Origin of the sequence: Aeromicrobium sp. (genome assembly GCF_037719875.1) — a bacterium.
Taxonomy (GTDB): Bacteria; Actinomycetota; Actinomycetes; order Propionibacteriales; family Nocardioidaceae; genus Aeromicrobium.
This window is the reverse complement of sequence record NZ_JBBJMJ010000002.1, coordinates 67,734-93,524: the sequence shown is the minus strand read 5'-3', so window position 1 is coordinate 93,524 and position 25,791 is coordinate 67,734. Positions and strand designations below refer to the sequence as shown.

Here is a 25,791-nt window from a genome sequence, read left to right as displayed (position 1 = left end):
ACGAGCACGAGGGCTCAGGCGCCCGCAATCAGATCCCGAAGCCCCTCGTCGGAGGCGAACAGCGCCTTCCGGTCATATGTCGACGTGGACGCCAGCAGCTCGTCGGCGCCGGTTCGATCGGCGAGACGGTCGAGCGCGCGACTCACGGTCCGTGGGCCGCCGGCGACCGCCCGATCGAGGGCCGAGTCGACCCGCTCGCGGATCTGCGGCGACCACGCCTGTGCTCGTATGTCGCGGAGCGACTCCAGAGGCGGGAACGCCCCGGTCTGGCGGGAGCGAGCCATGGCCCAGGCTTCCGGCAGAGCCAGCTCACGCGCCGTGGCATCGTCGTCCGCGACCGTCACGTCGAGGGACACCACGACATACGGGTGGGCGCACAGAGGGCTCGGGCGAAAGTCTCGGCGATAGGTCGCAAGCAGCTCCTCCACCGCGGGATCACCCAGGATCGGGCCGCCAAGCACGACCGGCAGGCCATGCCTGGCCGCGACGACCGTCCCCCGGTTCGTGGCGAGGACGAACATCGGGATGCGCCCGGGTGACTGTGGCCGCGCGGTCACGGAGGCGTCGCCGTCGAGATAGGCACGCAGGTCACTCAGATCGTCCTCGAACCCGCCTGCGTCCTGCTCCCGCAGCGCTGCCCGCACCGGAGCGGTGAATCCCGATGAGCGGCCGAGTCCCAGGTCAATTCGCCCAGGATGCAGTGCCTCGAGCATGAGGAACTGCTCTGCGACGACGATCGGCTGGTGGTGCGGCAGCATCACGCCGCCGGACCCGAGCCGGATGCGGTCGGTCCGGGCACCGATCGCAGCAAGCAGCACGGGCGGCGATCCGCTCGCGATGCCGGGGACAGCATGGTGCTCGGCCACCCAGAAGCGGTCATAGCCGAGCCGCTCGGCGTTGACCGCCCTCTCGATCGAACCGGTGAGAGCTTCAGCCTCAGGACGACCCGTCCGCGTGCGCGAACGGTCCAGGATCGAGAGCCTCACACCGAGGTCAACTCATGCGGCGCGCTGTTGCTTCCCGTGGGAGAACCACAGCGCGGTCAGCGTGATGAGAGCGCCGATGTTGGCCACCACCAGGGCAGCGAGGAGCCTGACGCCCCGTTTTAGGCGGCGTGGCGTACGGCGTTCATGCGTTCCCCTGCGGGTCGATTGCCATGGAAAGGAGTGCGAGTGCGGCCGGCACGAGCGACGGGGCCGATCCCTGCCCGCCGAGGAGCTGGCCATTGGCATATGCCCCGTCGATGAGCAGGACCAGCTGATCGGCCAGGGCGTTCGGGTCGCCCCCGCCGACCTCTGCCACCAGGGCGCCCAGCCGCCGGCGCAGCTCGGTCTTGTGTCGCACCGCCACCGCGCGAGCGGGGTGCCCGTCGGACGGGAACTCGGTTGCCACATTCAGGAAGGGGCATCCGCGATACATCGGTTGCGCGATGTAGTCAGCAATCCACCGAAAATGTGCCTCGAGCTCGGAGCGCGCGTCGTCGTGCCCCTGGCGGGCGATCTCGTCCCAGCGCTGCCAATAGGTGACGTCGTCGCGCTCGAGCACTGCGACGACCAGGAGGTCCTTGGTCTCGAAGTGTCGATAGAGACTCGTCTTGGCGACCCTGGACCGGTCCACGATGAGATCGACCCCGACTGCTCGAACGCCCTCCTGGTAGAACAGCTCGGCTGCGGTGTCGAGAATTCGTTCCCGTACGCCCGCACGGACCGTGTCGTCCCTTGCAGGCCCGTCGACCTCGTCGTGCATGGTGGCTCCTCGATCCCGATCGGTGATTCTGTGTCTCCAGACGCTACAGATCGGTATCATCAGAGATGAAACAGACCGGTCTGTCCATTTTTGCACGGGAGAACTCATGAAATCCACACCTTCGGTCACCGTCTTCGGCGCCAGCGGCCATACCGGCCGCTTCGTCGTGGCTGAGCTCATGAGGCGGGGATGGGCCCCGACCCTGTCCGGGCGGGACGCCGACAAGCTGCAGGCCGTCGGCGCGGAGCTCGGCCTCAAAGACCTCCGACCCGCAACGATCGACGACCCCGCCTCCCTTGACCGGGCCCTGTTCGGCGCATCGGCCGTGATCAACTGCGCAGGCCCATTCGCCGACACCGCCGGCCCGGTGGTCGAGGCAGCACTGCGTGCCCGAATCCCCTACCTCGACGTGGCCGCTGAGGTCGAGGCCAACCTCGACACCTTCGAGCGGTTCGCTGCGCGCGCACAGGATGCCGGCGTCGTGGTCCTGCCGGCGATGGCGTTCTACGGCGGTCTCGGTGACCTGCTGGCCACGGCGGCCATGGACGACTGGACCGCAGCCGACGAGATCGCGATTGCATACGGCCTCAGCAGCTGGGAGCCGACGCCCGGCACGAGGGCAGCCGGTCAGGTCTCCCGGCAGCGCAGGGACGGCCGACGGTTGGTGTTCTCCGACGGGCGCCTGGAGCTTCGGTCCGACAGCGCTCCGCTGACGGACTGGACGTTCCCAGCGCCGTTGGGCACTCAACCCGTCGTCGGCGAAGTCACGATGGCCGACACCATCACGATCGCGCGGCACCTGCCGTCAACCGAGATCCGCTCCTACATGACGGTCTCAGCCATGAAGGACCTGTCCGACCCGGACACCCGCGCACCCTCGGCGACCGACGACAGTGGTCGCTCGTCGCAGACCTTCGTGGTGGAGGTCGTGGTCCGCGCGGCCGGCTGGAGCGGCGGGCCGCGGCGAGCGGCCGCGACATCTATGCCGTGACCGCTCCCCTCGTCGTCGAGGCCATGGAGCGCGCCATCGACGGGGTCGGCAAGGTCGGGGTACTGACCGCAGGCGAGGCGTTTGACGCACGGGACTTCCTGGAGTCCCTCAGTCCCGAGCATCTGTCGATCAGCTTCGACGCGGGCGAGTCAGCACACCTTAGGAAGCAATCAGTCGTGGAGCAAGGGTCGTGACGCGGCGATCGAGCTCGGCGTAGGCCTGGTCGAAGGCGATGTCGCTGCCTTGCGTGACCGGGTCGGGGATCGACCAGTGCAGCGAGACCGCGGGACCAAGCTCTTCATAGGCGCTGTCGCAGACGGCGACGACGAAGTCCCTGCTGCTCACGATCGCGCCGAAGGGTTGTGGGGCCGCCGCGACAAGCTTCAAGGAGCGCCTGTCGGCGACTGCCTTGGCCCCGGCGGCGATCTGCCTGGCCGGGTGGGTTCCGGCCGATGCGACGGGGACGTCGCTCGTTCGAGTCCAGAGCGCGGCAGCGAGCTGCGAGCGGGCGGAGTTCGCGGAGCAGACGAAAACGACTCGACCGACCGCAACCTCCTCGGATGGTGCGCTGTCGATCAGGGCGGTGTCGACCAGGGTCAGATAGGTGCGCCGACGGTCGCCCTCGGAGCGGCGCCGCGCGACCATGCCGACGTCCTCGAGGACCTTGAGGTGATGGGCCATCAGGTTCGACGGCAGACCAATGATGGCCTGCAGCTCGCTCGGCGAGCGGTCCCCCAGAGCAAGCTCGTCAACGACCGCAAGTCGTGCGACGTCTGCCAACGCGGCGTGCCGAGTGGCGCGCCGGTCCCTCGTCATTCGCTCAATATTCATTGAGTCGAGTTTGACTGAGCGATTGTCCCCCGTCAAGATGAGCACGTGACCCATACCGACCCCGTCCCTGACTCTGTCGCTCCGCGTCCACTGGCCCGGCGCCTGCTCGCCGAGTTCCTCGGCAGTGCCCTGCTGGTCACAGTCGTTGTCGGGTCGGGCATCGCGGCCGCGCAGCTCTCTCCGGACGACACCGGCATCCAGCTCCTGGAGAACAGCACAGCGACCGTCCTCGGCCTGGCGATCCTGATCCTCATGCTCGGGCCGGTCTCCGGCGCCCACTTCAACCCCGTCGTGACGATCGCCGACTGGTTCCTGTCACGCGGCGACCCCCAGGGATTCTCGGCCGGACACATCGCGCCCTATCTTGTCGCCCAGACCGCAGGCGCCGTCGGCGGATCCCTGCTCGCCAATGCCATGTTCGACGTCGGGACGACCTTTTCGGATCACCAACGCGCCAGCTCCGGCCACCTGCTCGGTGAGGTGGTCGCAACCGCGGGACTCGTGCTGCTGATCTTCTCCCTCGTCCGCACCGACCGCACCGTTGTGGTCGCACCTGCGGTCGGTGCCTACATCGGCGCCGCGTACTGGTTCACCAGCTCGACCTCGTTCGCCAACCCGGCCGTCTCGATCGGTCGGATGTTCAGCGACACCTTCGCCGGCATCGCGCCGAGCTCCGTCCCCGCATTCGTCGTCGCACAGGTCGTCGGCGCCGCGATCGGCGTCGGGCTTGCCCTCGCGCTCTATCCGTCTGGAGCGGCCATGCCGCACACCCACCAAGGAGAATCACATGTCTGACCGCCCTGGTCCTGACCGACCGACCGTCCTGTTCGTCTGTGTCCACAACGCAGGTCGCTCCCAGATGGCTGCGGGTTTCCTGCAGGCCCTCGGCGAGGACCGCATCGACGTACGCTCGGCCGGGTCCAAGCCCGGCAGCCAGATCAATCCCACCGCCGTCGAAGCGATGCGGGAGGTCGGCATCGACATCTCCGGCGAGCAGCCCAAGAAGCTGACTGACGACGCCGTCCTCGCCTCCGACGTCGTCATCACCATGGGCTGCGGTGACGAGTGCCCCTACTTCCCCGGCAAGCGCTACGAGGACTGGGTCCTCGACGACCCGGCCGGCCAAGGCCTCGATGCGGTCCGCCCGATCCGTGACGAGATCAAGTCCCGCGTCGAGGCGCTCATCGCCTCGCTGGAGCCGGCGTCCGCATGAGCGACTTCGGCTGAGCGATGCCGGCGGTTGTCCGGCTCGGCTCGACTCGACTGCGGCATCGGCGTGATCCGGCGATAGGTTGTCTGTGATGACACAAAACGATCCTCGCGAGGGCGACCAGGCCCATGTAGTCCCGAGATGGGCTGCGGTTGCTAGAGGCACGTTCCGAGCCCTTGTGGCGATATGGGCAGTCCTCTATCTTGTCAGCGGTCTTGTCTCGAAGTTGTTCGACTTCGATGTGCCGGCACTGTCGATCCCCGGAGTCGTGGCGTTCGCAGCCGTTGCCGGTGTGCTCTGGCTGATCGGAGAGGGCATCGCCGGGTTCAGAGATGACGACTAACGGCACATCGCAGACGGATCGATTCGCGGGCTGATTTAGAGGTGCCAGAGGTAGCCGACGCCCAGACCGAGCAACGATGCGATCACGAAGGCCGGGACGAGAAGAATCGCCGATCGTATGAGTGTCCGATCTGCCAAGACCGAACGCCATCCATAACTTCGAACGATCACGAACGAACAGGTCGCCGCGATTGAGGCTGACGTGAGTAGCAATGGCAAAGCGTCTTGGATGAGAGCAAGGCGTGCACGATTGAACGTCATCTCCTCCGCACCGACCTCGTCCGCAAGTCCCTGGAAGCCGAACAGCACCGCGTACACGAGTCCGACGACCTGGAGCGCGAGCGTCGCAAGGCTTGCGAACGCCATGGCAGTCAGACCGCTCCGGGCCCATACGTGCCCGGTCGGTCGAACTTGGTCCGCACTAGCGACGCTCACAGCATCGAATGTATCGACTTGAAACGTCATCTGACCAGACGGTTCGAAGCCGCTCGAAGCGTGCAACCGCGTGTTGCCAGCTGTCAACCAAAATGGTGGAGCATAGGAGATTCGAACTCCTGACCTCTTCGACGCGAATGGAGGGTGGTCGTCTGGCGAGGTCTCGCCCAGTCCTGTGATGACCGGCAGGCTCGGGGATTCTCATCCTTGAGTCTGCCGGTATCCATCGGTGTCTCACCGACTCTGTGACATCGGCGTGACGTCCGAGGGCACCCCTACCCCCGCCACTCCCATAGACACGGCGCTGGTGGAGTCGCTGCCCGGCCCGCTATCCACACCAGATTTTCCGGCATGTGCGCCCTGATCGATCCGACCTACTCCTCCGGGTTGGGCACGACGGCCTTTTCTTTCTTCCGCCGCTGGTAGGTCTCCCAGCCCCAGATGCCACCCGCAATAAGCAGTGTTGCCGTGAGGGCATATCTAGGGATGAGCCACCAGCCTTGCCCAAGAAAGTCCATGCCCCACCAGTCGTCAAGGACTACGCCAATCACCCACTGGACTCCAAAAGCCGTCCAGAGCCAAGCCCGAGCAATCTCAGCACGGGGGGATCGCTCCTGCGCATCAGCCATCGCTCTCGTCCCGTCGTGTCTTCGTGACTTTGGGTCATCCTGTCAGCCCAGATGTGGTCCGCAAGTCTGGCGGGCAGTCAGCATCAGGTCAGCCCGAGCGCCTTCCGAGCGGCGCTGACAAACTCGTCCCGCACCTGATTCGCCTCAACGGATTCGATGTGGCCGTACCCGTAGTCCCCCAGTGCTTTGCTCATCTCTTGCGCCGCCTTCACCACATCGTCCGGCCCGACCAGCACGACGAGACAGGGGCTGCCTGATATCGCGGGGCAGTGACTCGAACTCGCGATCACGGGGCCACTCCTCAGCCCCGTCTCTCAAGGGGTAATGCCTGCAATTGCGACTGTTTATCTACCTAGTCGAACTGGTGGAGCATAGGAGATTCGAACTCCTGACCTCTTCGATGCGAATAGAGGGAGGTCGTCTGGCGAGGTCCAGCGCAGTCCTGTGATGACTGGCAGGCTCGGGGATTCCTGTCCCTGAGTCTGACGTCGTCCACCGATGTCTCACCGACTCTGTGACATCGGTGAGCCACTTCAGTCGTGACTGAAGACCCCCTACCTCCCCGGTTCCCCGAGCACGCGCTCCCACAGGCTCGCTCCCCAGCCCTCTGGATATCCGGTGTCTCCCCGATTCGGACGCGCCCAGTGGACTTGCCATCTCGTCGAGAACCCGCCACCCCCGAGATGATGCACCGCACTGCGATTTAGTCCATCAACTGACACGATGTGCGGATGGACTGGCCCTTCATCTTCGATCTCGCGCTCATAGCGGCGGGCGCTGCGTGCTTCGTAGTGGTGTTGATCTTCCTAGCCACCGGGCGCATTGCGAGGCTGCGAGAGAGCAAGTTGATCAGTGTCCTGGGATTCCTAACTCTGGGGCTCGCCGTGATTGCCTTGGTCACGTAACTTCGCCTCTGCAGACGGCGGCTTGCAAGCCCGCCTCACCAGATATCCGGTGTCAGACCGATGCGAAAAGTAAACGCATCGTGAGCGCCTCGGAGGCGTCACCAGCACCAGATGCCGCTAAGCCGCTCGTCGAGCTGGGACGACCTCAGCAGAGAGCCGGCGCGCCATAGGGGGCGAATCTAGTCGTCGTCCATGAGTTCGCCAACGATGACTTCTCCAGCCTCGATGACGGCCACCACAGCCGATTCGGTGCTCTCGATGGCCGTCTGCGTGTTGACGACTATCCCGGTGTAAAGCGCCAGCGCAACCGCACCCTTCTTCCATTTCGCGCGTCCCTCCGGCCGAACCTGAGGTGCAGCCAGCGCGACCGCTCCTAGCGTCTGCTGCGCTGCGCGAGCCACCGGGGCATCCCCAAACATGTTTCGGTTCGCGATGAGCCAGAGGACTTGATCAAGGCTCTCGATAAGAGTGAGCCGCAGCGCGTCGCTCTGGAGTACCGACGGGTCGGCGCGAAGGTCCGCGAGCCAATCTTCAACGCTCTGTCGCAACCCCTCGATGAAGACTCCTCCAGGGGACACCGGGCTTCCACGAAAAGCGCCCTCCAGCACGTCTCCCAGAGCGTGCAAGAGACTCAATTCCAACTCGCCGATGATCCGTGTGCTTTGCTGCTGGCTCCACTTGTGATCGGGTGCTGTGACGGCCTGCCACCATGTAGGCAGGAACCAAGCGGGTCGACCGACTCGACTACCGAGCGATGGAGAGCCTCGCCTCGTGGCTCATCCGTGAGGGTGGGCGTAAGGGCCGACCTCTCTCACGTCGTACGGCGCGATGCTCCCTGAGCACTCTCCAGTCGGCGCTAGACCGGGCGGTCAGGGTCCACAAGGTCATCCCCGTCAACGTGGCCACTGGTGTCACCCTGCCGACCGACCAGTCTGCCGACAATCAGCGGACTCTGGAGCGCTGGACTGCCGACAATCTGGTGAAGTTCACCAGACACGCCGACACCGACGATCTCGCCATCGGATGGAGGATGCTCAGCCTCGGGATGCGCAGGGAGGAAGTCCTCGGGATGGCATGGGACGCGGTCGACTTCGAGGCCGGGACCATCACCATCAAGCGGGCGCGGGTGAGGGTGTCCAAGGGCACCGATCCTCGCGGCTGGGTGGTCGGCCCACCGAAGTCCAAGGCCTCACGTAGGACCATCCGACCGGACGACATCCAGCCCGGGACGGTGACCATGCTCAAGGCTCGTTGGTTGGCGGCTGGACGGCCCGCGACTGGCTTCGTGGTGGTCAACTCGTTCGGTGAGCCCGTCGAGCCCGGCTGGTTCTCCGACAGGTTCGCAGCGGTCCAGCGGGCCGCTGGCGTGCCGGTCATCAGGGCACACAGTTGCAGGCACACCGTCGCCTATTTGTTGCACTCCGCCGGAGTGCCTGCCGTCCGAGCCGCTGCCTACCTCGGCCACCGGCTCGACGTCCACGTCTCAGTCTACTTGTTCGCCCGCGATGGTGACATCGACACCGCAGCCGTGGCTCTCGGTGAGGTGCACGCGACTGCCAGAACCGGCACCTGAGCCGACATCCGTGACATTCCGTGTGACATCCGGGACGGGCAGAGCGTGAACCACGCGGGCTCAAGCCACCGTCTCCGTCGCCGAAATGCCTACGACTACAACTGTTTATCTACATAGTCGAACTGGTGGAGCATAGGAGATTCGAACTCCTGACCTCTTCGATGCGAACGACCACCGGCCGCGCTTCTCTGCGGACCGACAACGCCACTATCGGACCCTGACACGTTGGAGTCGGACCATATGCGCAGGTCAGACCGTGTCTCGAGCTCGAGAGTCGCACCAAATGAGCCGGATAACGAGCACACCATTCGAGAGGAGCTGTGGCCTCACCGTGGCCTCGGGCGTGGTCGGCCGAGTGCAACTTCGCTAGTTTGAGTCGTAGCCCCCCAGTGTGACCATCGGGGAGTCGCGTGTGCCAAAGCTTTGCCTTCCTCATAAGCTCTCCGGATCCCACCACCCATCCACTCCGGCAATCGCAATTGCGGTAGAGGGACTCCGGTCGTTGCTCACAAGGCGAAGTAGCCGATCACACCGTCCGCTGTGACCATCCCGTCACATCGTGAACGATTGCCGCGATCGACCCACGGCAACCTACTTCTGACATTCAGCTATCAAATAGTCGTAGCCGCCGGCCTTGGCCTTCGCCTCGATTGCTCCCTTGTATTCCGCTGCAGGGATGATTCCGACTGATGTGTCCTTGCCCCTTGCATCTCCGCTCGGGCTGCACACGCCAACCACCGTCCATCGACCTTTGGCTTCTTCCTCGTTCGGGTCGTACTCATCGGCGGTGGTCGTCAGTCGTGTGGTGAGGTCGTAAACCTGAAGCCCACCCTCAGCAATATCTTCGGCTTGACTGAGATGAAGTCCGATCAGGGATTCAGCTGACGGCTCCGACGACTGACATCCGCCAGCAACAAGCGTCACTGCCATGAATGCGCCACTCAGCCAGAATTGGTATCTCACCGCGGAGACCCCCGAGGTCTAGTAGTCCCAAAGAACGCATGCTATGTCGTTCGGATATGGGTTATAGGGCCTCAACGTGGACCCACACCCAATCGAGCCTCAGGCCATTTCGGACCGAGCGTCGATGTTACTGTCATTCCGGCTACTTCTACTGGTGGAGCATAGGAGATTCGAACTCCTGACCTCTTCGATGCGAACGAAGCGCGCTACCAACTGCGCCAATGCCCCTCGGTGCCCGACAGACTTTATCAGGCGGTTCAGTGCCCAACTGCGCGGCGTTCGTCGCCCGATTCGTCGCCGCGTTGGGGCAGCTTCACGTCTTCGCCCTCGATGTGCCCCGAGGTCCAGGCGCCCGCCTGGCCGAAGTCGATCGTGCGGACCGTGCGGCCGGCGCGAGGCTTGGTCACGTAGGTCGGCAGGGTGACCGGCAGCGGATCCCACAAGGCTTCACCGGTGGTCGCGACCGACGGGACCGCGATCACGATCTGGTCGTCGAGTGCGGTCACCTCGAGTGGGACGTCCTCCATCTGGTGCTTGCGACCTGGATTGATGTCCTCGAGCTGACCGGAGACGATGACTGTGTCTTCCTCGTCGTCGGCAACCCACGTCGACTTCTTGCCGACCTTGGTCTTCTTGCCGACCTTGCCGAGCCTGGGGATCTTGGGGAAGGCACCGACCTTGGGGATCTTGCCGAGCTTGGGGATGTAGGGCAGCCGGGGTGCCTTGACGCGCGCCAGACCGCGCTCGCCGCGCACCTGGATGCGGCAGGCGACGAGCCATGCGACGACAAGCCCGACCGGGGCGGCAACCCAGAACGGAGCGATGACCGACGTGGCGGCGAGGACACCGACCAAGATCGTGGTGCCGAGCAGGGTCAGCAGGGTGCGGCGGCGGCGCTTCGCGGCGAGGCGCGCGGCCGGACGGTCGAGCGTACGAGGTGCGGAGGTGGCCGAGGCTCGGACCGGTTCAACCGGCTCGTCGACCGGGGATGCGGGCTGTTCGGCAGCGGCCGGCGTGGGGCGGCGGATGACCCGGCCCAGCGAGCCGGAGGTCTCGACCGAGGCGTTCTGGCTGGCCTCGTCGTAGCGACGCAGCACGAGGGGCACGAAGTACGCGGCCCACACGGCCACGACAAACGCGATGATCAATCCACTACTTCCGCCCACGTGGAAAACGGTAGGCGCTGCGGGCGGGCATCCTCCGCACCCCTCGCCGTGTGTCGCCTGAGAACTTGTGGTTGCCACCGATCTTTGTGCGTTCGCGCTGCCAGAGCCACGCAAAGGCAAAAAGATCGGTCGAACTTCAGGTGCGATCCAGGCGGGCGACGAGGCCTCCGGGGACATCCTCGGCGAGCAGCTGGAAGACCCGGTGATCCCGCCAGTCCCCCGCGATGTGCAGGTATCGCTTGGCCAGGCCGATCTCGGTGAACCCCAGCTTGTCGACGACTCGCAGGCTCGCGGCGTTCTCGGGCCGGATCGAGATCTCGACCCGGTGCAGTCCGACCGTCGTGAGCAGATGGTCCGTCACCAGCGCGACGGCCGTCGGTGTGATCGAGCGACCGGCGTGACTGCTGGCGACCCAGTAGCCGAGTGCCGCCCACCGCGCCGAGCCCCACGTGATGCCGTTGACGGTCAGCATGCCGACCATCTCGTCGTCCCAGGTCAGCACGAACGGCATGGCCTGACCCATGCGTGCCCGCCGCCGCAAGGTGCCGATCATGCCGACGTAGGAGGTCGCAGGCTGGCCGCCTCCACGAGGCAGCGTCGCCTCCCACGGACCGAGCCAGGCGGCATTGTCGGCTCGCAACCGTGACCACGTTCGGGCGTCGCGGCGTCGCAGAGGGCGTACGCCGACGTGGCCGTGCCGCAGGACAACCGGCCAACCGGCACTCAGGAGGCACCGCCGGGATGATCGCCGCCCATGAGCTGGTCGACGGCATGGGGCAGCACGTCGGCGAGCACGGCCAGACCGTCCTTGACCCCGCCACGGGAGCCGGGCAGGTTGATGACGACGGTCGATCCGGCCACACCTGCCACACCACGGGAGAGCATCGCCGTCGGTACGCCCTGGGCGACCCCATAGGCGCGGATCGCCTCGGCCACGCCGGGTAGCTCGCGGTCGAGCAGGGGGCGAGTCGCCTCAGGCGTGCGATCCGTCGGGTTGATGCCCGTGCCGCCGGTCGAGAGGACCACCGCGACGCCGTTGGCAAGGGCGGCAGCAATCGCCTCGGCCACCGGAGCTCCGTCTCCCACGACCGCCGGCTCGCCGACCTCGAAGCCCCAGTCCCTCAGGGCCTGGACGATGAGCGGTCCGGTCGTGTCCTCATAGACACCGGTCGATGCCCGGTTGGACGCGACGACGACAGCTGCCTTCATGCCTGCCCTGCTCGAGGACGGGTCCAGTCGCCGCTCTTTCCACCGGACTTCGCGAGCACCTCGATGTCGGTGATGCGCGCGAGTTTGTCCACCGCCTTGACCATGTCGACGATCGTCAGGGCGGCGACGCTCACGGCGGTGAGCGCCTCCATCTCGACGCCCGTGCGGTCGGCGGTCCGGACTGTCGCGGTGATCGTCACGGCATCGTCGTTGACCACGAGGTCGACCTCGACCCCGCCGATCGCGAGTGGATGGCACAGCGGGATCAGGTCGGGGGTCCGCTTGGTCGCCATGATCCCCGCGATGCGCGCCGTGGCGATCGCATCGCCCTTGGGGACGCCCTCACCACGCAACAGCTCGACGACGCGGGCGCTGACTTCGACCCGTCCCCGCGCGGTGGCGCTGCGAGCCGTGACGTCCTTGGCGGTCACGTCGACCATGCGCGCCGCGCCGGAGTCGTCGACATGCGTCAACCGCTCGGACATGGTCAGAACGGCCGATCAAGCACGAGCGTGCGGACCGTGTCGCCCAGGTTGAGCGCGGTCTGGTCCTCACCGACGATGATCAGCGCATTGGCCTTGGCCAGCGCGCCCACGAGATGCGACCCATGGCCCTGCAGCGGGGTGACCTTGGCGCCGCGGTGGGTGACCTCGAAGACCCCGCGGACGTATTGGCGGATGCCGGGAGTCGACCGCAGGTCCGAGGCGAGCACGGCGTGGACCATCGGTCGGCGGTATGGTGTGCGACCCATCATCCGGCGGATGGCGGGCAGCACGAAGACCTCGAACGAGACGTAGGCCGACACCGCGTTGCCCGGCAGCGTGATGATCGGCGTCTGCTCGTCGAAGACCCGGCCGAATCCCTGCGGCCTGCCGGGCTGCATCGCGACCTCGACGAAGTCGACCGTGCCGAGAGCTGAGAGCGTCTCCTTGACGACGTCGTGGTCGCCCTTGCTGATGCCACCACTCGTCACGACCAGATCGGCCCGCACGAGCTGGTCGGAGAGAACCTTGCGGAAGGTCTTGGGGTTGTCGTCGACCGCACCGACCCGATAACAGATCGCACCGGCATCGCGCACGGCTGCGGCGAGCATGTAGCTGTTGCCGTCGTTGATCGAGTCGTAGTCGAGGTGGGTGCCGGGCTCGCGCAGCTCGCTGCCGGTCGAGATCACCACGACGCGAGGTCGCGGACGAGCCTTGACCCTCGGCGCGCCAAGCGCCGCCAGCAGGCCGATCTCGCGCGGGCCGAGGACCGTGCCCTCGGCGAGCACGGTGTCGCCGGCCACGATGTCGCCGCCCTTGCGCCGGATGCAGGCGCCGGGAGTCGTCGACTCATAGATCTCGACGCGGGCGTTGCCGCGGTCGGTCTTCTCGAAGGGGATCACGGCGTCGGCCCCACGCGGGATCGGCGCTCCGGTCATGATCCTGACGGCGGTGCCAGCGCTGATCGCAAACGGTCGCGCCGAACCGGCAGCGATCTCGCCCACGACCGGCAGCACCGCAGGCTCCTCGCGGGAGGCGCCGGCGAGGTCCTGGGCGCGTATCGCGTAGCCATCCATGGCGGAGTTGTCGAACAGCGGCAGGTCAGAAGGACTCACGAACGACTCGTGCAGCGGCAGGCCGAGCGACTCGACGATGGGCTGGTCGTAGGCACCCAGGGGGCCGATGCCGCGAAGAATCTTCTCGAGGTGATCCTCGACTGTCAGCAGTCCGTCGCGGATGCTCGAGGGGCGTGGTCGCGTGGCCGGCGGCGTCTCGACTGCCGCGGCCGGTGCGGGCGTCGGAGCCGGAGCCGGGTCAGCAACCGGAGCCGCGGCGGGGTCAGCCACCGGAGCCGCGGGAAGCGGTACCTGCTCGGTGGCCTCGCTGTCGGAGGCGGTGGTCGGTGGGGAGACGGGACGTGGATCGGGCGGAGTCTCCGAGCCGAGCGGCAGCATGCTTTGCTCCGGTCCGTCGTCGGTGTCTCCTGGGGGCATGCGTGTCAGCCTAACCGGGCGCCCGCGGGGACGCTCTCGGCCGCGCCGGTGTCCTCCAGCGTCACGTCCCCCTGCACGACCACGCCGCGACCGAAGCGCCAGTCACCCGCGACGGTCAGCGATCGGGCATCGACCAGCGACGGGACCTCGGGGAGTCGGGCGTCGAAGTCGGCGATCGTGGAGAAGAAGCGCCGATCGAGATCGACCAGCGGCGCCGAGTCGACCTGAGCGCGCATGCGGAAGTCCTCGCCGACCCCGTAGACGTCTGAGCGCAGGAGCAGTAGGTCGTTCGTGGTCTTGACCGGCAGGAATCGCGACCTGTCGACCTCGATGGCCGTGGCTCCCTCGAACACCTCGACCGCCGCCCCCATCGCGGACTCGATCTGCACCACCTTGGTCGACGTCGGGTCGGTGGGGTCGACCGTCTTGTCGTTGCGGATCAAGGGCAGTCCGAGGATGCCGTCGCGCTGCTCGAGAGATGACTTCATGACCCGGAGGTCGAGCCACAAGTTGTTGGTGTGGAAGTAGCGATGCCGCTCCGGGTCGGACGCCGCCTCGGCGTCCTCGGCTGCGGTCTGGGCGGTCTCGCGCAGGACCAGCCGCCCATCGCTCTTGCGCACGACGATGTGCCCGCCCTTGACATCGGCAGGCGTACGCCGGCAGACCTCGGCGGCATAGGGCGCACCCGACGCCGCGAACCAACCCATCATCGCCACATCGGGAGCCGCGCCGAGGTTGTCGGCGTTGGACACCGTGGCGTAGCGGAATCCGGCATCGATCAGGGCGTCGAGGATGCCTGAGACCTCGAGTGCGGTGTAGAGGTCGCCATGTCCTGGCGGGCACCACTCCAGGCTGGGATCGGCCGGCCAGTCGACCGGGGTCAAGTCGTCGGCCCGCAGCTTGGGCTCACGATTCTGCAGGAAGTCGATCGGCAACCCCTCGACGGCGAGGTCGCCATGCTTCGCCAGGGCCGACAACGTGTCGTCCCGGGTGCGGAAGCTGTTCATGAACAACAGCGGCATGCGCACGTCGAGGGACTCGCGCAGGTGCCGGACCTGGCCGACGATGACATCGAGGAAGGTGAGGTCGGGGCGCACGGGCAGCAGGGTCTTCGCGCGGTCGAGACCCATCGAGGTGCCGAGACCGCCGTTGAGCTTGATGACCGCAGTGACGGCCGCGGCGGCCCTGCACTCCTCGTCACTCAGCTCGATCGACCCGGCGTGGTCGAGGCCGTCCAGAGGTTCGACGTCGGACTCGCGGATCATCCCGGTCTCACCCTGCTCGAGCTGGGCATAGAAGGAGGAGAAGACATCGATCGCGTGCTGGGGCACGCCGACGTCAGTCATTCGCTGCTGCGCTTTCACCAAACCCGACATCGCACATACGTTAGCGTCAGCGCGTGACGAAGGCACAGGCGCGCGACGACCTGCTGGCCCGCCGACGCGCCATGACCCCCGAAGCGCGTGCGGGAGCAGCCGACGCGATCGCGCTGCACGTCATGGCCGTCCCGGTCGTGGCCCGCGCCAGACGCGTCGCCTGCTATCTCTCGATGCCGTCCGAGCCGGGCACCGGGCCACTCATCTCCGGCCTGCTCGACCGCGGGGTCGAGGTCGTCGTGCCGATCAGCCTGCCGGGACACGTCCTCGACTGGGTCGCCTATGACCCGGCGTCGCCATCGGTCACGGGACCACTCGGCATCCCGGAGCCCGCCGGCGTACGCCTGGGGGCTGGCGCCCTCGAGTCGTGCGGCGTCGTGATCGTGCCCGCCCTCGCAGTCGACCATACCGGCCACCGGCTGGGTCGTGGCGCTGGCTACTACGACCGGGCGCTGGTGGGCGTGCGCGCTCCGCTGTGTGCCGTGGTCTTCACCCACGAGCTGCTGCCTGAGGTGCCGCACGAGCCCCATGACATACCCGTGCACATGGCCGTCACACCTGACGGTCTCTTCCGCATCCCCTGAACCCACCCGCGAGGGGCTTCCGGTCAGCCGCGTCTGCCGTCGGCCGCGCTTCCACTGCGAATCTCCCCCACCAGCTCTTCGAGGACGTCCTCGAGCATGATGACGCCTGTCACGGTGCCGGCCTCGTCGGCCACCCGCGCCATGTGCGAGCCGCGAGCCTGCATCGTGCGGAGCGCCTCATAAAGACCCGAGCCCGCGGTGACCGTCGCGAGGGGCCGCAACCACTTGTCGGCGATCGTCTCGAGACGCGACCTGTCATCGGTCTCGAGGACGTCCTTGATGTGGAGATATCCGGCGATCTCGTGATTCGCGTCAAGCACCGGGAACCGCGAGAATCCGGTCTCCGCGCAGGCGCGCTCGACATCGACCGGCGTCGCGCTCGGCGGGATCGTGACCAGCCCCGCGCGCGGCAGGAGCACCCGGTCGATGGTCCCGTCGTAGAAGTCCAGCGCACCGGACACCAGGCCATACTCGTGCTCGTCGAGCAAGCCCTCGCGGCGGGACTCCTCGACCAGGCCGGCAACCTCGTCGTGGGTGTATGTCGAGGAGACCTCGTCCTTGGGCTCGACGCGAAACACCCTGCGCACCAAGAGGTTGGCGACGCCGTTGAGGACCACGACGAACGGCTTGAGGATCACCACGACGCCGAGCATGAAAGGCCCGAGCACCAGTGCGGCCCGGTCCGGCCCCACCAGCGCGAGGTTCTTGGGCACCATCTCGCCGAGCACGACATGCGCGAACACCACGATCGTCATCGCGATCACGAACGAAATCGGGTGGACAAGTCCCTCGGGCACCGACAGTGCCTCGAACCCCGGCTCCATGAGGTGCGCGATCGCCGGCTCACCGACAGCGCCGAGGCCCACCGAGCAGATCGTGATGCCGAGCTGGGCTGCGGCCATGACCTGGGTGATGTTCTCGATCGCCCGCAACGCCATCCTCGCGGGGCGTGACCCGGCCGCGACCCGCGGCTCGAGCTGCGTCCGGCGGGCCGAGATCAGCGCGAACTCGGCCGCCACGAACAGCGCGTTGAGCGCCAGCAGGACGAATGTCAGGAGCACTCCGGCGTAGTCGCTCACGTGTCCCCCCGAGCAGCGACGGCACCGGCGTCCTGGACCGTCAGCGAGACCCGGTCGATGCGTCGGCCCTCCATGCGCTCGATCGTCAGCTTCACGATCAGTGGCTCGGCTTCTTCCTCCGCGTGATCGTGGCCGCGGTCGAGGGTCAGCGTCACCACATCTCCACGTGCCCCGATGTGACCGAGCTCGAACTGGATCAGCCCGGCGATCGTCTCGTAGTCCTCGTTCTCCGGGAGGGCCAGACCGGTCTGCTCCTCGACCTCGTCGGGACGCAACAGCCCCGACAGTGACCACGTGCCGTCCCTCCGGTGCCGGCTGCGGGCCGAGAGCCGGTCGTGCTCATCGGCGATGTCCCCCACGATCTCCTCGACGAGATCCTCGAGCGTCACGACCCCGTCCGTCCCGCCGTACTCGTCGACCACGACGGCCATCTGCATGCCCTGCTCACGCAGCAGCGAGAGCAAAGGGTCCAGCTCGATGCTGTCCGGCACGATCGTCGCGGGGTCGGCGATGTCGGAGACGCGTACGTTGCGGCGCCGATCAGGCTCGACGCTGACAGCCTGCTTGACGTGCACGATGCCGAGCACGTCGTCAGGGCTCCTGCCGATGACCGGGAATCGGGAGTGGCCGGTCTGCCGGGCCGCCTCGATGACGTCGAACGCCGTGTCGCGGCCCTCAACGAAATGGACCCGGACACGGGGCGTCCGCACGTCGGCGGCGGTGCGGCTGCCGAAAGCGATGCTGCGGGCGACCAGATCTGCCGTCTCGTCATCGATCGCACCTTGCTGAGCCGACCGCAGCACGAGTGACCGCAGCTCGACGGGCGATCGGGCCGAGCGGAGCTCCTCCTGCGGCTCGACCCCGAGTGCGCGGAGTATCGAGTTGGCGAGGCCGTTGAGCAGGCGGATCGGCCATGCCATGGCCTTGGTGAACAGCCGCTGCAACAGCTGCGTACGCGCGGCGGTCTGGCGTGGCAGGGCGAGCGCGAGGTTCTTGGGCACGAGCTCGCCGACCAACATCGTCACGACCGTGCTGAGCACGACCGCGATGGCGTAGGAGAACCCCCGCACGGCTCCGTCGTCGAGACCCAGCGCCTCCAAAGGATCGTGCAGGAGCCCGCCGATCGCGGGTTCGGCGAGGAAGCCGATCACGAGGTTGGTGATCGTGATGCCGAGCTGTGCGCCGCTCAGCTGGGTCGAGAGCGATCGCAGCGCGAGGAGCGTGCCCTGTGCACCCTTGTCGCCTGCCTCGGCCTCGCGCTCGATCGTGGCGCGGTCGACCGTGACGAAGGAGAACTCGGCCGCGACAAAGACACCGCAAGCGAGCATCAGGAGGAATGACGTGGCCAGGAGCAGCCATTCGGTCATCACTGGGCTCCGGGTGGGACTGGATCGGTCACGGTCCGGCAACTGTACCCTTGGCGTGCACCATCAACCGAGCGGGAGCAAGACGTGCCGAAGTACCAATATCAGTGCAAGGACTGCGGGGAAGCACTCGAGGTCCAGCAGAGCTTCACCGACGATGCACTGACGGTCTGCCCCCCGTGCGGAGGCGATCTTCGCAAGGTGTTCAACGCCGTCGGGGTCGTCTTCAAGGGTTCCGGCTTCTACCGCAACGACAGCCGGCCCACCTCGACCTCCGCGGACGCCGCCAAGCCGGCCGCAAAGGAGAGCTCCACGTCGACGCCATCGCCGTCGGACTCCTCCTCGAGCAAGCCGAGCGCGCCGGCACCGGCCAAGAAGGCCGGCAAAGACTCCGCAGCCTGACCATTCCGAGCCTGTGGACGGGGCACAGCGCCGCCCGGCGGAACTTCCTAGAGTCCGGGCATGGACCGGATCAATCGTTTCGTCTTCGAGCACCGTCGCACACTCGGCGCGGTCTTCACCGGGCTGGCGGTCCTGACCGCGCTCGGAGCACTCACCCAGTCGCCGGACGGCACTCGTGTCCTCGTCGCCCGCCACGATCTGCGCAGTGGACACGTGCTCACCGCCGCCGACGTGCGTACGACCACGGTCCCTCCTGCCGATCGACCCTCGCGCACCCTGGGCCGAGGCGACGCGATCGGCCGGCGGGTCGCCGGCCCCATGCGAGCGGGTGAGGCGGTCACGGACTATCGGGTCCTGCAGGACGGGGCCCTGACCGGATATGCCGACGATGCCGTCCTGACCACGGTCCGGGTCGATCGTGCCGATGGCCTGACCGGCCTCCAGGTCGGTGATCGCGTCGACATCATTGCCGTCGACCCTGACGGCGAGAGCAAGGCCGAGGTCGCGGCACGGTCCGTCCAGGTCGTGACACTGCCGGCGGCGAGCGCCGACTCCGACATCGTCCCGGTTGGCATCGTCACGACCGAGAAGGTCGCCCTGGCGCTCGCAACCGCCGCAATCGAAGCGCGTTTCAGCGTCATCACGTCGTCCTAGAGCTCGGCGGAGCGCGCTCGCTAGGCTCAAGGCACCAAACAGACCCACACCCACCCAAGGGGACTCATGATCAAGGGCTTCAAGGACTTCCTGCTGCGCGGCAACATCGTCGACCTCGCCGTGGCCGTCGTCATCGGCACAGCGTTCACCGCTTTGGTCGCCGCATTCACCAAGTCATTCATCGACCCGCTGCTCGGCCTGATCGGTGGCGGCGGGCCCAAGGGCATGACCGTGGTCGTGGACAGTCAGCCGTTCACCTTCGGGGCCTTCATCACGGCCTGCATCACGTTCGTCATCACTGCGGCGGTCGTGTACTTCGCGGTCGTGGTGCCGATGAAGAGGCTCAACGCACTTCGGGACCGCGGCAAGGAGCCGGAGCCCGAGGGTGTTGCCGAGGACATCGCGCTGCTGCGCGAGATCCGGGACTCGCTGGCTCACCAACAGCGCCCGCCCGTCTAGCGTCCACCGCTCGCAGTACCCTCGGCCGCGTGCGGCCTCGGTCTAGCCATGGTGGGGTGGGACGTCGCGGAGATATTCCTCGTCGCGTGACGTCCCCGCCCCGTCACGATCGGGCTTCTCACTCCAGCCCTCGTCGGTCTCATCGGTCGCGGTGGTCGGCAGCAGGTCGCCGAGCAGCTCGGCGGCACGCCGGCGGCGCTCCAGCTCGACCGGGTCAGACTCGGACGAGGTCATCGAACCAGTCCGGTGTGAGCTTGGGGTGATAGGGATGCCAGCCCGTCCTGTCGCTGAAGAGCTGCGAGCTCACCCGTTGCGAACGCGTGAGAATCTCGAGCTTCTCGCCGCCGAGCCGCAGGATCCAGCCGGGGAGGAAGTGCCCGGATCGATGTCCGGCCGCCAGCGCGATCGCATCGACGTAGTCGCGACGCTGCACCGGCTCGGCGCCGACGTTGTAGACCCCTCCGGGTGCGGTGAGTGCGTGCACGACGGCGGAGCCGACGTCATCCGGATGGATGACATGCATCCACGAACGCTCCGTGCCGAGACCGATCGACCGGCCGGCAGCCGCCCGGCGGAACAGCCACGCCGTGTTGGGGTCGTTGCCCGTGATGAGCCCGAACCGAAGGCTGACCGCTGTGCCGCCAGAAGCCGCGAACGTCTTCATGTTGTCCTCGGCCACGACCACCGGCTCGGTGGCGCGGGTCACGTCGACCGCGCTGTGCTCATCGATCCAGGCGTCGTCGCCGTCCGCATACATGAAGCTGAGGCTCTGCTGGACGATGCGACCCACCCCGGCGGCACGGGCGGCGTCCGCCACGACCTTCGAGCCGTGCAGGCGAATCCGGTCGATCGCCTTCAGCGAACCGGGACGCAGTGCGCCCAGTCCGACCGGGACCTTCGTCGCGAGGTTGGCGACCGCGTCACACCCCCGCATTCCGGCGATGAGCGCATCGCGATCGAAGACATCGCCCAAGCAGGGCTCGGCGCCGCCTGCGCCGACCTGCTCAGCACTGCTGGACGTACGGGCCAGCCCAACCACGTCGTGGCCCGCGAGGCGTAAAGCGTCGATGGACGATCGGCCCATCACACCGCTCGCACCCGTGAGGAAAACTTTCACGCATTGCTCCCTGGTGGAGGATCCCCCTGCACAACCTGTCCGGGGGGAAGTCCCCGGACAAAGCGGGTGAGCCCGCCGGAGATGACGAAAGAATAACAATCCCCGGCGAGAATGTGTTACCCGCAGGTAACCAGAGGGACGATGTCCGCGATCGAGTCGAACACCTGGGTCGGACGGAACGGGAATCGCTCGACCTGGCCCGGCGCAGTGGATCCAGTCAGGACCAGGAAGGTGCGCAGTCCGGCCTCGAGCCCCGACAGCACATCGGTGTCCATGCGATCGCCGATCATCACCGTGGTCTCGGAGTGGCCCTCGATCTGGTTGAGCGCACTGCGCATCATCAACGGGTTGGGCTTGCCGACGAAGTAGGGCTCGACGCCAGTGGCCTTGGTGATGAGGGCCGCGACCGATCCCGTCGCGGGCAACGAACCGCCGGGCGAGGGGCCGGTGGCGTCGGGATTGGTCGCGATGAACCGCGCACCGTTCTCGATCAGCTGGATCGCGCGGGTGATGGCCTCGAAGGAGTAGGTCCGGGTCTCCCCCAGGACGACGTAGTCGGGCTCGCGGCTCGTCATGATGTAGCCGACGTTGTGCAGGGCCGTCGTCATGCCGGCCTCACCGATGACATACGCCGTGCCCTCGGGACGCTGCTCGCTCAGGAACTTCGCGGTGGCGAGTGCCGAGGTCCAGATCGCCGACTCCGGCAGGTCGATACCGGCGGCACGAAGTCGCGCGCACAGGTCGCGCGGCGTGAAGATCGAGTTGTTGGTCAACACCAGGAACTTGCGCCCCGTCGAGGTGAGCCGGGAGATGAAGTCGGCCGCTCCGGGGATCGCCTTTTCCTCGTGCACGAGGACGCCGTCCATGTCGGTGAGCCAGGTCTCGATCGGCTTGGTCATCGCGGCTCCCATGTCATGCCCCTATTGTCCACCCAGGGCGTGGCGATCGAAGAATCCCCAGATGAGGGCACTGGCATTGATCTCGTGGGTCGTGACACCCGAGGCTCGCCCTGGTGAGGGCCGCTCGCCGCCGGGCCAGCGGTGACCGCCGTTGTCGACGACATAGACATCGACTCCTGAGCCGCCCCGGCATGCCTCCCAGGTGAAATGACGCACGTGCTGGGACACCGTCGTCGTGGCGCTCGCCGCAGGACATGCGTCGTGGGCGGCCCAGCTCGCCATGGCTTCGTTGACGGGCGGCAGCAGCCCGATCACGGTGTCCGCACCGTCATAGTCCACGACCTTGTCCTGCAGCCCGTGGAAGTAGATGACAGAAGCCGGCGGCGACTTGGTGCATGAGTCGGCCCAGTATGGCCCCGAGACCCCTGCGTAGGCGGCGAACGTCGTCGTCCCGTCACACGCCAGCGCGAACGCCAGGGCCGAACCGTTGGAGAACCCTGCGGCGTAGAGCCGCGAGGAATCGACACATGCGCCTGACTCCAGCTCCTCGACCAGATCGCGTACGAATGCGAGATCGGACGTGGGCTCGCTGATCGGCGACCGGAAGTCCCACTCCGAGACCTTCCCGCGAGCCAGCGGGGCCACCAGGATCGCCGTGTTGTCATCGGCGAGCTCGCCCATGCTCGTGGTGTTGACCACGGACTCCGGCGCTCCCCCGAGACCATGGAACAGGACCACGACGGGCGTGCGGACCGAGCCGTCATAGCCCGGAGGCACCCGGAGGAGATAACTGCGACTCTGGCCACCGACCACGAGCGTCTGTTGCGAGGAGCCCGGGGACAGCGAGTGCGCCGGAGTGCACCCGCGGCTCGATGCGCTCTTCGTCTCCTTCGTCTCCGGCGTGTCCGCCGGCCCGCAGGCAACCGTCGCGGCCGTCGAAAGCGCAAGAATCGCAACGAGTGCCAGCCACCTTCTCACCACCGAGATCGCCCGCAGCACGGGTGGTGGTGAAGGCACGACATAGAGGCGATCGTAAGGGCTTCGACCCCGACTGGATAACCTGAGTCCTCACGCCCTCGTAGCTCAGTCGGATAGAGCGACCGCCTCCTAAGCGGTAGGCCACAGGTTCGATTCCTGTCGAGGGCACCCAGTTGGCGTCAGGACGGGCCCGTAGCACCACCGAGCTGCGAGGCGATCGAGGTGGCGGTCTCCCGACCGATCCTGATCGCACCGTCGACGTGCTGGTAGCCCTCGGCCGCCAGATCGCTGGTCGACCAGTGGATCGGGCCGACCGGATCGCGAAGCAGCGCCCCGTAGCGACTTAGACCGCCGATGTCGAAGCTTGCCGCGTATGCGCCGCGCGTCCACTCCTCGCTGGCCCAGTCGCTCTCGAAGTAGACCACGGGGTCGAGGGCCTCGGGGCCGAAGTAGGTGGCGAGGCATTCGAGGAGGTGCTCTCGTCGGGCGTCCGGTTCCAGCGCGATCATCGCGTCGGCGCTGGTGTCGGAGACGAAGCCGACCAGCGTGCCGCCCTCACTGCCGAGGTAGGTGTTGTCGTAGGCCTCGTGGAGCGTCATGTGAGGACCGAATGCCGTTCCGCTGAGACCCGTATCGCGCCAGAACGGTCGGTCATAGACGGCATGCACCTTGATCACGAGGCCGAGCGACAAGTGCTGGTGGAGCTGGTGTTGCGCCGCGGGCAGCGCCGGCTCGAAGGACAGCCGGCCATACAGATTGGGCGGGACTGCGACGATGACGCGCTTGGCCCTGACCATGAGCGAGTCGGTCGTGACGACGACCGACTCGTCGTCCCACGCGACACGCCGGGCTGCCTGTCCGAGCTGCACACTGCTGCCCAGTCGAGCGGCCAACCGGAGCGGGACCTGCTGCAGCCCGCCCACCACGCGCTTGTCGAGCAGGAAGCCGTCGTCGACCAAGTGGGTGAAGCTGCCGGCCGAAGCCGCCATCAGCAACGCCTGGAGGAGGGAGAACGTGTGCGCCGGCTTGGTCAGCATTGCCTCCGCGACGAAGATCGAGACCAGGGTGCGCGCCTCGACGTCGTCGGTCTGCTCGGCGAGCCAGTCGCGCCAGCTGATCGAGTCGAGCTCGGCGGCTCGCGGGTGTGACCAGGGCGCCTTGACGTCGATCTCGGCCACGAGGGCATCCACCGTCTCGATCAGGCCCTGGATCTGGTCCTGGGTCGAGGCCGGTACCGGGAAGTCCTCCTCGAAGCGGCTGACCGCCCCCGACTCGGCGACATAGATGCTGTCGCCGTCGCGATAGCGCGCGTACGTCTCGAGGCCGAGCTCTTCGATCATGTCGATCAGCGCAGTCTGGTCCGGAGAGACCCATTGGCCACCGAGCTCCAGGGTGACGCCCTGGATCTCCTCGGTCCAGAGGCGGCCGCCGACGCGATCCCGCGCCTCGACGACCGTGACGGTGAAGCCATCGGCGACCAGCGCGTCAGCGGCGCTCAGCCCAGAAGCTCCCGCGCCGATGATGACGACGTCGGATTCAATTTCCTGCATGGTGATGTCCGGCTTTCGAAAGGAGGGGGTCAGAGTACTTGCGGGGATCCGTTGCCCGCGGCACACGCTTTAACGAATACTATTCGTTTAAGTATCCTGACCACATCTCGTTCTGTAAAGGGGGCGTCCGCGAGCCGCTCATTTCCACGCTCGCACCCAATCGACCTGCATCGTCGCAGGCAGGGGAGTCGTCGCGGGATCGAACGTGTTCGCCGTCGACGCCGATCGCCTGGCCCACCGGCCTCGTTCGGACGTGGCAATTGCCGGGCCACAGTCCACTTGCATCATGGCGCCTGAGACTACGACATGCGGGCCCGCTCACCGTCACCTAGCGTGATCTCACCATGGTCCGCCTCCGCCGTACGTCCGCCAGCTCGCCCGGTTGGGCACGGGTCCGCCACGGCCGTGGGTTCCGCTATCTCGACGAGGACGGCGGACCTCTCGAGCCCGAACAGGTCGAGCGGTGCAAGCTCCTCGTCATCCCGCCGGCCTGGAACCCGGTGTGGATCTGTGCTGTGGACAACGGCCACCTGCAGGCCGTCGGCACCGACGACGCCGGCCGGCGACAGTACATCTACCACCCCGACTGGCGGGTGCGGCGCGACCTGGAGAAGTACGAGCGGATGGAGGGATTCGCCACCCAGCTGCTCAAACACCGGACCACGTCACGCCGCGATCTCAGTGGCGAGGAGCTCAGCCTCGAGCGAGTGGCCGCCACCGCGTTCAGCCTGCTCGACCTCGGCATGTTCCGGATCGGCTCGGAGCGCTACGTCGAGGAGAACGGCAGCTATGGACTGACGACGCTCCAGAAGCGTCACGTGCATGGCTCGGGTCGCGGCATGACCTTCGCCTACGCCGCGAAGTCCGGGCAGGAGGTCGAGGTCACGGTCCGCGACGAGCGGGTCCGAGCCGTGCTCGAGGTGCTCAGGCGGCGGCGCGGCGGGGGCGATCAGCTGTTGGCATACAAGAAGGAGCGCAGGTGGCACGGCCTGGGCGCCGACGACGTCAACGCCTACGTCAAGGGGCTGCTCGGCGAGCACTACACCGCCAAGGACTTCCGCACGTGGCGCGGCACCACGATTGCCGCCCTGGCCCTGGCCCGCAGCGACCGCAGCACGCCGACTCGCCGCAAGAAGGCGGTGGCCGCGGCGATGCGAGAGGTCTCCGAGCACCTCGGAAACACGCCCGCGATCGCTCGTTCGTCGTATGTCGATCCGCGGGTCATCGACCTGTTCGAGGACGGGGTGACGGTCCGTGCCGATCACCGGCGGATCGCGCCCGGAGCCCGGACGAGCCGCACGCTGGAGCGCCAGGTGCTGCGGATGCTGAAGCGCGCCTAGCTCACGGCTTCGTC

Annotated in this window: 31 protein-coding genes and 2 tRNA genes; 12 read left to right on the top strand and 21 right to left on the bottom strand. The window is 66.9% G+C overall.

Going from position 1 to position 25,791, the window contains the following annotated elements:
* Window positions 1–14 precede the first annotated feature (14 nt).
* Window positions 15–986, bottom strand: coding sequence for an LLM class flavin-dependent oxidoreductase (locus tag WKF39_RS03120; protein WP_340385768.1), 972 nt, complete (start codon window positions 984–986; stop codon window positions 15–17).
* Window positions 987–1,128: 142 nt separating this feature from the next.
* A complete protein-coding gene (locus tag WKF39_RS03115; RefSeq protein WP_340385767.1) occupies window positions 1,129–1,746 on the bottom strand; it encodes a TetR/AcrR family transcriptional regulator in 618 nt (205 codons plus the stop codon).
* Window positions 1,747–1,852: 106 nt separating this feature from the next.
* On the opposite strand from WKF39_RS03115, the gene WKF39_RS03110 reads away from it, so the two are divergent.
* Both WKF39_RS03110 and WKF39_RS03105 read left to right on the top strand, forming a co-directional pair.
* Window positions 1,853–2,737 carry a saccharopine dehydrogenase NADP-binding domain-containing protein gene (locus WKF39_RS03110; protein WP_340385766.1) on the top strand — a complete coding sequence of 295 codons (885 nt, stop codon included), beginning with the start codon at window positions 1,853–1,855 and terminating at the stop codon, window positions 2,735–2,737.
* The gene (locus tag WKF39_RS03105; RefSeq protein WP_340385765.1) at window positions 2,734–2,931 is read left to right on the top strand and encodes a hypothetical protein; all 198 of its coding nucleotides are present in this window, start codon (window positions 2,734–2,736) and stop codon (window positions 2,929–2,931) included. The genes WKF39_RS03110 and WKF39_RS03105 overlap by 4 nt, the downstream gene beginning before the upstream one ends.
* Here the strand turns inward: WKF39_RS03105 and WKF39_RS03100 are convergent.
* A complete protein-coding gene (locus WKF39_RS03100) occupies window positions 2,897–3,568 on the bottom strand; it encodes a helix-turn-helix domain-containing protein (RefSeq protein WP_340385764.1) in 672 nt (223 codons plus the stop codon). The two genes, WKF39_RS03105 and WKF39_RS03100, sit on opposite strands and share 35 nt — an antisense overlap.
* Window positions 3,569–3,613: 45 nt before the next feature.
* Between WKF39_RS03100 and WKF39_RS03095 the strand changes: the two genes are divergently transcribed.
* From WKF39_RS03095 to WKF39_RS03085, 3 genes are all read left to right on the top strand, one after another.
* Window positions 3,614–4,363: an MIP/aquaporin family protein gene (locus tag WKF39_RS03095; RefSeq protein WP_340385763.1), complete on the top strand. Its 750-nt coding sequence runs from the start codon at window positions 3,614–3,616 to the stop codon at window positions 4,361–4,363.
* Entirely contained in the window at window positions 4,356–4,781 is a 426-nt protein-coding gene (locus WKF39_RS03090; RefSeq protein ID WP_340385762.1) for an arsenate reductase ArsC, read from the top strand. Before WKF39_RS03095 ends, WKF39_RS03090 begins: the two co-directional genes overlap by 8 nt.
* Window positions 4,782–4,956: 175 nt before the next feature.
* Entirely contained in the window at window positions 4,957–5,121 is a 165-nt protein-coding gene (locus WKF39_RS03085; protein WP_340385761.1) for a hypothetical protein, read from the top strand.
* A gap of 35 nt (window positions 5,122–5,156) precedes the next feature.
* Here WKF39_RS03085 and WKF39_RS03080 read toward each other — a convergent pair whose 3' ends face one another.
* From WKF39_RS03080 to WKF39_RS03070, 3 genes are all read right to left on the bottom strand, one after another.
* A complete protein-coding gene (locus tag WKF39_RS03080) occupies window positions 5,157–5,486 on the bottom strand; it encodes a hypothetical protein (protein ID WP_340385760.1) in 330 nt (109 codons plus the stop codon).
* A gap of 781 nt (window positions 5,487–6,267) precedes the next feature.
* The gene (locus WKF39_RS03075; RefSeq protein ID WP_340385759.1) at window positions 6,268–6,474 is read right to left on the bottom strand and encodes a hypothetical protein; all 207 of its coding nucleotides are present in this window, start codon (window positions 6,472–6,474) and stop codon (window positions 6,268–6,270) included.
* Window positions 6,475–7,268: 794 nt separating this feature from the next.
* Window positions 7,269–7,730 carry a hypothetical protein gene (locus WKF39_RS03070; RefSeq protein ID WP_340385758.1) on the bottom strand — a complete coding sequence of 154 codons (462 nt, stop codon included), beginning with the start codon at window positions 7,728–7,730 and terminating at the stop codon, window positions 7,269–7,271.
* 257 nt (window positions 7,731–7,987) lie between these two features.
* Between WKF39_RS03070 and WKF39_RS03065 the strand changes: the two genes are divergently transcribed.
* Window positions 7,988–8,662: a site-specific integrase gene (locus tag WKF39_RS03065; protein WP_340385757.1), complete on the top strand. Its 675-nt coding sequence runs from the start codon at window positions 7,988–7,990 to the stop codon at window positions 8,660–8,662.
* A 591-nt stretch (window positions 8,663–9,253) separates the two neighbouring features.
* Here the strand turns inward: WKF39_RS03065 and WKF39_RS03060 are convergent.
* From WKF39_RS03060 to WKF39_RS03025, 8 genes are all read right to left on the bottom strand, one after another.
* Complete coding sequence (locus WKF39_RS03060) at window positions 9,254–9,592, bottom strand: hypothetical protein (RefSeq protein ID WP_340385756.1); 339 nt, start codon at window positions 9,590–9,592, stop codon at window positions 9,254–9,256.
* Window positions 9,593–9,777: 185 nt separating this feature from the next.
* Window positions 9,778–9,853: transfer RNA gene (locus tag WKF39_RS03055), tRNA-Ala, on the bottom strand.
* A 29-nt stretch (window positions 9,854–9,882) separates the two neighbouring features.
* Complete coding sequence (locus WKF39_RS03050) at window positions 9,883–10,791, bottom strand: hypothetical protein (RefSeq protein ID WP_340385755.1); 909 nt, start codon at window positions 10,789–10,791, stop codon at window positions 9,883–9,885.
* 136 nt (window positions 10,792–10,927) lie between these two features.
* Entirely contained in the window at window positions 10,928–11,464 is a 537-nt protein-coding gene (locus WKF39_RS03045) for a GNAT family protein (protein WP_340386074.1), read from the bottom strand.
* A 50-nt stretch (window positions 11,465–11,514) separates the two neighbouring features.
* Window positions 11,515–12,000, bottom strand: a complete 486-nt coding sequence (locus WKF39_RS03040) for a MogA/MoaB family molybdenum cofactor biosynthesis protein (RefSeq protein ID WP_340385754.1) — start codon at window positions 11,998–12,000, stop codon at window positions 11,515–11,517.
* Window positions 11,997–12,485, bottom strand: a complete 489-nt coding sequence (gene moaC, locus WKF39_RS03035) for a cyclic pyranopterin monophosphate synthase MoaC (protein WP_340385753.1) — start codon at window positions 12,483–12,485, stop codon at window positions 11,997–11,999. The genes WKF39_RS03040 and moaC overlap by 4 nt, the downstream gene beginning before the upstream one ends.
* 2 nt (window positions 12,486–12,487) lie before the next feature.
* The gene (gene glp, locus WKF39_RS03030) at window positions 12,488–13,975 is read right to left on the bottom strand and encodes a gephyrin-like molybdotransferase Glp (protein ID WP_340385752.1); all 1,488 of its coding nucleotides are present in this window, start codon (window positions 13,973–13,975) and stop codon (window positions 12,488–12,490) included.
* A gap of 5 nt (window positions 13,976–13,980) precedes the next feature.
* Window positions 13,981–15,351 carry a UTP--glucose-1-phosphate uridylyltransferase gene (locus tag WKF39_RS03025; RefSeq protein WP_340385751.1) on the bottom strand — a complete coding sequence of 457 codons (1,371 nt, stop codon included), beginning with the start codon at window positions 15,349–15,351 and terminating at the stop codon, window positions 13,981–13,983.
* 23 nt (window positions 15,352–15,374) lie between these two features.
* Here WKF39_RS03025 and WKF39_RS03020 point away from each other — a divergent pair, with 23 nt between their 5' ends.
* Window positions 15,375–15,935, top strand: a complete 561-nt coding sequence (locus tag WKF39_RS03020) for a 5-formyltetrahydrofolate cyclo-ligase (protein ID WP_340385750.1) — start codon at window positions 15,375–15,377, stop codon at window positions 15,933–15,935.
* Between the two features lie 23 nt (window positions 15,936–15,958).
* On the opposite strand, the gene WKF39_RS03015 is transcribed toward WKF39_RS03020, so the two are convergent.
* The gene (locus WKF39_RS03015) at window positions 15,959–17,014 is read right to left on the bottom strand and encodes a hemolysin family protein (protein WP_340385749.1); all 1,056 of its coding nucleotides are present in this window, start codon (window positions 17,012–17,014) and stop codon (window positions 15,959–15,961) included.
* Window positions 17,011–18,381, bottom strand: a complete 1,371-nt coding sequence (locus WKF39_RS03010) for a hemolysin family protein (protein ID WP_340385748.1) — start codon at window positions 18,379–18,381, stop codon at window positions 17,011–17,013. The genes WKF39_RS03015 and WKF39_RS03010 overlap by 4 nt, the downstream gene beginning before the upstream one ends.
* Before the next feature lie 84 nt (window positions 18,382–18,465).
* Here WKF39_RS03010 and WKF39_RS03005 point away from each other — a divergent pair, with 84 nt between their 5' ends.
* The 3 genes from WKF39_RS03005 (at window position 18,466) to mscL (ending at window position 19,893) form a co-directional block, all read left to right on the top strand.
* Window positions 18,466–18,780, top strand: a complete 315-nt coding sequence (locus WKF39_RS03005; RefSeq protein ID WP_340385747.1) for an FmdB family zinc ribbon protein — start codon at window positions 18,466–18,468, stop codon at window positions 18,778–18,780.
* A gap of 60 nt (window positions 18,781–18,840) precedes the next feature.
* Entirely contained in the window at window positions 18,841–19,434 is a 594-nt protein-coding gene (locus WKF39_RS03000; protein WP_340385746.1) for an SAF domain-containing protein, read from the top strand.
* A gap of 66 nt (window positions 19,435–19,500) precedes the next feature.
* Window positions 19,501–19,893: a large conductance mechanosensitive channel protein MscL gene (gene mscL / locus WKF39_RS02995; protein ID WP_340385745.1), complete on the top strand. Its 393-nt coding sequence runs from the start codon at window positions 19,501–19,503 to the stop codon at window positions 19,891–19,893.
* A 42-nt stretch (window positions 19,894–19,935) separates the two neighbouring features.
* On the opposite strand, the gene WKF39_RS02990 is transcribed toward mscL, so the two are convergent.
* From WKF39_RS02990 to WKF39_RS02975, 4 genes are all read right to left on the bottom strand, one after another.
* Window positions 19,936–20,127 (bottom strand): hypothetical protein, encoded by a 192-nt coding sequence (locus WKF39_RS02990; RefSeq protein ID WP_340385744.1) that lies wholly within the window; start codon window positions 20,125–20,127, stop codon window positions 19,936–19,938.
* Window positions 20,108–21,010 carry an NAD(P)-dependent oxidoreductase gene (locus tag WKF39_RS02985; protein ID WP_340385743.1) on the bottom strand — a complete coding sequence of 301 codons (903 nt, stop codon included), beginning with the start codon at window positions 21,008–21,010 and terminating at the stop codon, window positions 20,108–20,110. The genes WKF39_RS02990 and WKF39_RS02985 overlap by 20 nt, the downstream gene beginning before the upstream one ends.
* 116 nt (window positions 21,011–21,126) lie before the next feature.
* A complete protein-coding gene (locus tag WKF39_RS02980) occupies window positions 21,127–21,921 on the bottom strand; it encodes an HAD-IIA family hydrolase (protein ID WP_340385742.1) in 795 nt (264 codons plus the stop codon).
* A 9-nt stretch (window positions 21,922–21,930) separates the two neighbouring features.
* Entirely contained in the window at window positions 21,931–22,926 is a 996-nt protein-coding gene (locus WKF39_RS02975; RefSeq protein ID WP_340385741.1) for a PHB depolymerase family esterase, read from the bottom strand.
* A 55-nt stretch (window positions 22,927–22,981) separates the two neighbouring features.
* On the opposite strand from WKF39_RS02975, the gene WKF39_RS02970 reads away from it, so the two are divergent.
* Window positions 22,982–23,055: transfer RNA gene (locus WKF39_RS02970), tRNA-Arg, on the top strand.
* An 11-nt stretch (window positions 23,056–23,066) separates the two neighbouring features.
* Here the strand turns inward: WKF39_RS02970 and WKF39_RS02965 are convergent.
* Window positions 23,067–24,437, bottom strand: coding sequence for an NAD(P)/FAD-dependent oxidoreductase (locus tag WKF39_RS02965; RefSeq protein WP_340385740.1), 1,371 nt, complete (start codon window positions 24,435–24,437; stop codon window positions 23,067–23,069).
* 344 nt (window positions 24,438–24,781) lie between these two features.
* Here WKF39_RS02965 and WKF39_RS02960 point away from each other — a divergent pair, with 344 nt between their 5' ends.
* Entirely contained in the window at window positions 24,782–25,777 is a 996-nt protein-coding gene (locus tag WKF39_RS02960; protein WP_340385739.1) for a DNA topoisomerase IB, read from the top strand.
* Window positions 25,778–25,791 lie beyond the last annotated feature (14 nt).

Coding starts and splice junctions, on each gene's coding strand:
- WKF39_RS03080 (WP_340385760.1), bottom strand. CDS start 5,486: ATGGCGTTCGCAAGCCTTGCGACGCTCGCGCTCCAGGTCGTCGGACTC.
- WKF39_RS03090 (WP_340385762.1), top strand. CDS start 4,356: ATGTCTGACCGCCCTGGTCCTGACCGACCGACCGTCCTGTTCGTCTGT.
- WKF39_RS02965 (WP_340385740.1), bottom strand. CDS start 24,437: ATGCAGGAAATTGAATCCGACGTCGTCATCATCGGCGCGGGAGCTTCT.
- WKF39_RS03010 (WP_340385748.1), bottom strand. CDS start 18,381: ATGACCGAATGGCTGCTCCTGGCCACGTCATTCCTCCTGATGCTCGCT.
- WKF39_RS03110 (WP_340385766.1), top strand. CDS start 1,853: ATGAAATCCACACCTTCGGTCACCGTCTTCGGCGCCAGCGGCCATACC.
- WKF39_RS02960 (WP_340385739.1), top strand. CDS start 24,782: ATGGTCCGCCTCCGCCGTACGTCCGCCAGCTCGCCCGGTTGGGCACGG.
- mscL (WP_340385745.1), top strand. CDS start 19,501: ATGATCAAGGGCTTCAAGGACTTCCTGCTGCGCGGCAACATCGTCGAC.
- WKF39_RS03000 (WP_340385746.1), top strand. CDS start 18,841: ATGGACCGGATCAATCGTTTCGTCTTCGAGCACCGTCGCACACTCGGC.
- WKF39_RS02980 (WP_340385742.1), bottom strand. CDS start 21,921: ATGGGAGCCGCGATGACCAAGCCGATCGAGACCTGGCTCACCGACATG.
- moaC (WP_340385753.1), bottom strand. CDS start 12,485: ATGTCCGAGCGGTTGACGCATGTCGACGACTCCGGCGCGGCGCGCATG.
- WKF39_RS03100 (WP_340385764.1), bottom strand. CDS start 3,568: ATGAATATTGAGCGAATGACGAGGGACCGGCGCGCCACTCGGCACGCC.
- WKF39_RS03060 (WP_340385756.1), bottom strand. CDS start 9,592: ATGGCAGTGACGCTTGTTGCTGGCGGATGTCAGTCGTCGGAGCCGTCA.
- WKF39_RS03040 (WP_340385754.1), bottom strand. CDS start 12,000: ATGAAGGCAGCTGTCGTCGTCGCGTCCAACCGGGCATCGACCGGTGTC.
- glp (WP_340385752.1), bottom strand. CDS start 13,975: ATGCCCCCAGGAGACACCGACGACGGACCGGAGCAAAGCATGCTGCCG.
- WKF39_RS03115 (WP_340385767.1), bottom strand. CDS start 1,746: ATGCACGACGAGGTCGACGGGCCTGCAAGGGACGACACGGTCCGTGCG.
- WKF39_RS02990 (WP_340385744.1), bottom strand. CDS start 20,127: ATGACCTCGTCCGAGTCTGACCCGGTCGAGCTGGAGCGCCGCCGGCGT.
- WKF39_RS03025 (WP_340385751.1), bottom strand. CDS start 15,351: ATGTCGGGTTTGGTGAAAGCGCAGCAGCGAATGACTGACGTCGGCGTG.